General features: G+C 29.0%; 2 protein-coding genes. Both read right to left on the reverse strand.

Features of this window, described 5'->3' with window-relative positions:
• Positions 1-1828: 1828 nt before the first annotated feature.
• The gene (locus RBB48_RS31450) at positions 1829-1957 is read right to left on the reverse strand and encodes a hypothetical protein (protein WP_306008849.1); all 129 of its coding nucleotides are present in this window, start codon (positions 1955-1957) and stop codon (positions 1829-1831) included.
• 313 nt (positions 1958-2270) lie between these two features.
• A complete protein-coding gene (locus tag RBB48_RS31455) occupies positions 2271-2834 on the reverse strand; it encodes a MerR family transcriptional regulator (RefSeq protein WP_000455692.1) in 564 nt (187 codons plus the stop codon).
• Positions 2835-3952 lie beyond the last annotated feature (1118 nt).

Raw genomic sequence — 3952 nt, forward strand, 5'->3', positions numbered from 1 at the left:
TTATAAAAACAATTTCAACTAAATGAAGTAAAAATATAACTTATTAAATTCTTTAAACAGAGATCAACTTGCAAGAAGCAAAGCATAATCTTCCAAGGGCATATTTCAAGAAATCCCCTAATTTTAGCTGTTTTATAGATGTTCATGAGAATTTCATTCTTATAACACACATTATGATAAAGGTATTAACACAAGTTTAAATCATAAGAACGAAGTGTTTTATTTATAAAGTGTATGAATTACGAGAATAGCCACCTAACAAATAAGAAATGGAGTGTTTTTTTATTTAGTAATCTTGCGCCTCAAACAGCCTGTAAGGATGTTTGAGGCGCAAGATGTTTAATACAGTAGGAATAAAAAAATGAACGCTTTCGAAACGTTAGTTTAACGATTTGTAAAACGTGAACGCTGTGCGTTCACAAGGGATTCGGTTCATTAATATGATATGTCTAGATATATTTATATCTAAAAGTATAATGTGGATTTAGGATAGATATGTTTTATTTAACAGTGTTCATAACGCTATAAATTAGTAATAATGAACGCTGCGATGGTATGGTGCTGTTTTATTATTACTAATCTTAAGATAACAAATATATTAAAGTGGTTTGGAAATATATAGGTCATCCCAGGGTCCATAAGAAAGGACAAAGAGATATGTAGTTGACGTTATGCTAAAATCGTCTTTAAGTTAAGTGATTTTTAATGTGAACGCTACCCGTTTTTTTAGCGTTTATCTCTTTAATGTCAATACTCTGGGTTGTTTAAAGAACATAATTTATGCTAAATCAATATATAAAATTTGATTACGGGTGTATCAATTAATAGCCACATAATAAAGTTGTATGTGGCTATATTGTACTAATTAATGAACGTTATAATAACGAAACTGACTAAATGAAGCATAGAGATTGATAATGTTATCAAGTATTTAAAGCAAAGTGGCATGACAAAAAAAGTAGCTGTTAAATTAAAAACAGTTTATGTTAGTTGACTATTTTCAAAGTTTGATTACGGATATATAGACATTAATGGGCGTGTTCTTTTTGTGGTACATATCTTATTAGCAATAAGAGCGATACGAATCGTCTAAAAGGCCTAGGAACTATGTGATAGCGGCCTAACAAATTAAAGAATGGAAAATTTTTGTGTTTAGTGTTTTGAACTTGAAACGATCTGTAAGGATATTAGATGGCCAGTATTTTAATACAATAAGAAAAAACACTATGAGCGCTTACAAAACGTTAATTTAACGTTTTGTAAATAATGAACGCTATGCGTTCATTATAGATTCAGTGCATAAATATAGTACTTTTCCTTTAGGGCCATAATGTAACTTTAGAAGTAAAGATATTACCTTTAATAATAGCGTTTATAACGCATAGGATTTAGTAATAATGAATGCTGTGATTGATGACATTTATATGAAAAAATCTAATCTGGCAAAATGAATTAGAGAAGACTAGAAAAAGCATGGAGTTTCCTATACAGGCTTATTATGTGGTTAAGAAATTAGAGGATTAGTCAATTTTTCCTAAAAATTGGCGAAGAAAACACTTAACTAATTTTAGGAAATAGGATTAACATGTTTCTATTAGCAATATAGAGTTTTTGGAATCCATAAGAAGGGTCCAATAAGATATGTTAAGTAATATACTTTGGAAAACTGAGCACTTAGTATCCTTGTGATAATGGATACCTAAGTACAGGAGCCTAACGGTCTCTAATTCAGTAGGCTATCCCGATAGTTCCTACGGTTAGCTTCATTTCTAAGATTGAGCGCTGTGTTACGATCTCCATCATATTGTGTGCCACAATAAGGACAATCCTACTCACGAATGATTAGATTTTTAGCATCTATGTTTTTATAGTTGCAATTGGAACATAATTGACTAGAAGCAAATGTTTTAGAGATTACAACTAATTGTTTACTACACCACTTTACTTTATATTTCAATATTGTTTGAAATTGTGACCAAGATATGTCAGTAATCGCTTTTACAAGCTTTCTATTTTGAGCATACCTCTGAATTATAAGTATTCTCTACCATTGACATGACGCTTTTTGATGGTTTGAGTAGAAAGTTTATGTAATTAAAACACAAGCTGTAAAAAACTACACTCTTCGAAATTAAACGAGAAAAAAACAAATCATAGAAATTTTTTACAAAACTACGTATTCGCGTTGTAAGGATGAGTAAAAAAAAAAGCGGTAGCTACCGCTTTTTTTTGCTCAATTAGATATATTTGATAAAAAACGTATATCTGATTTAATTTAGATTAAATAAACGTTGAATGAACGTTTTTTTGGTGTTATCTTGCTGTTCTTGGCGATCTTCATTTAATAATTCAATTGCTTTATCCAGTTTTTCTTGTAATAACTGAATCTGTAGATCTTTGTCTTCTTTTTCTGAGCGTTCCTGTAATAACAATTTAATGATATCTTGGTTCTGTTGTACAATTTTATCTTGTTGCTCAAGCATGTGAGAAAATTTTTCTTGAATCATCAAAATATCAGTTTCTGAACGTTTTCTGAGCGTTACTTGAACTTCATTTTCCTCGTGAACGCTATCCGTTTTCTGAGCGTTCTCTTCAGTATTTTCCATACTTTCCATGCTTCTTGTTGCAGCTTCTTCTAGTTTCCAGTTTTGATTTAAGTATTCTTTCATTTGCTTTAAGATATCTATATCATTCTCATAGTAAATTCGTTGATTACGCTCATTTCTTTCAAATATATATTCCATTTTTTCTAGTTCAATTGACCATCTGCGAAGTGTATTGGTGTTTATATCTAGTTGTTTTGCTACTTCTTGTGCAAAATATCCATATTCCAAACTTCACACCTCCATTATTTGTATGTTAGATATTGATTCGTTCTTGAAAAGATCTTTCCTTTAAGAGTAGAAATTTTTATAGGCAGCCATCTAATCATTTGTACTCATATCAGTTTGTTTGTATACATACTTATATATTAAGTCAGTCTATACATCTAGCGTTAATGTTTTTTCAACAATGAACGCTATTCGTTCTAATAGCGTTCATTGTTGGAAGTGAACAAGTATTTATACAACATTAATGTACGTAGGAAACTATTTTAAAACTAACTATTAATATTAGAAGTTTGTTGCTGATATAAGAATTTTACTAGATATTTGCAATAGAATCAAAGCTTTCATTAATAGAATTAGCAATTAAGTACGGTTTTTATAGTACATATGCCTAAAAAGCAAATAAAAAGCTTTATTTGTATGTGAACGCTATGCGTTAAAGTAGCGTTTTAATGTTGTATGAAAGCTTGTATAGATGTTGTTTGAATTTTAGGAAAATACTGATATTATTTGTTGGGTTTTGAATCTCGAACAGGGTTATTTTTATAAGTGAAAAGTAATGAGGATATTGGGAAGTGAAATGTATTAATTGAATATTAAATAATTATAGCTAAAAAAACTTAATTTGAGGTTTCATTTGTATTAGTATGGACCAGATTTCTGAATAATATACATCATAAATTTGATATGAAATGTAGATGTGTATAGGAAGATGAAAAGGGGGGCAATAGATCTAGACGTTTATTAATTTTACTAGTAATTAGGGTGAAGGATTTCAAGAGTCGTTAAAAGTAATAGAACAGATGTTAGAACAAAATATAGATTGTACAATAGTTGAAAAGGGGGACGAAGATTTTAAAGAACATAGATAATTTAGAAAAAATTAATTCAATATTATTGAACAATTTTGTTGAATAGCAAAGGTCACTGTAGTCATATAACTGATTGAATCATATTTTAATCGATTGTTTAAAATATGATTTATGCCAAATTATATAAAAAATTAGGGAATCTTTTAGAAAATATGCTAAGCCTCCCTAAAAAGTTACAAATAGATGCAAAGTAATATATTTAATAAATCTTGTTTTAGAAATTAAAATAAATAAAAACATTAGAATTAATAT

It is taken from the genome of Bacillus sp. MMSF_3353 (assembly GCF_030733445.1).
Lineage (GTDB): Bacteria > Bacillota > Bacilli > Bacillales > Bacillaceae_G > Bacillus_A > Bacillus_A wiedmannii.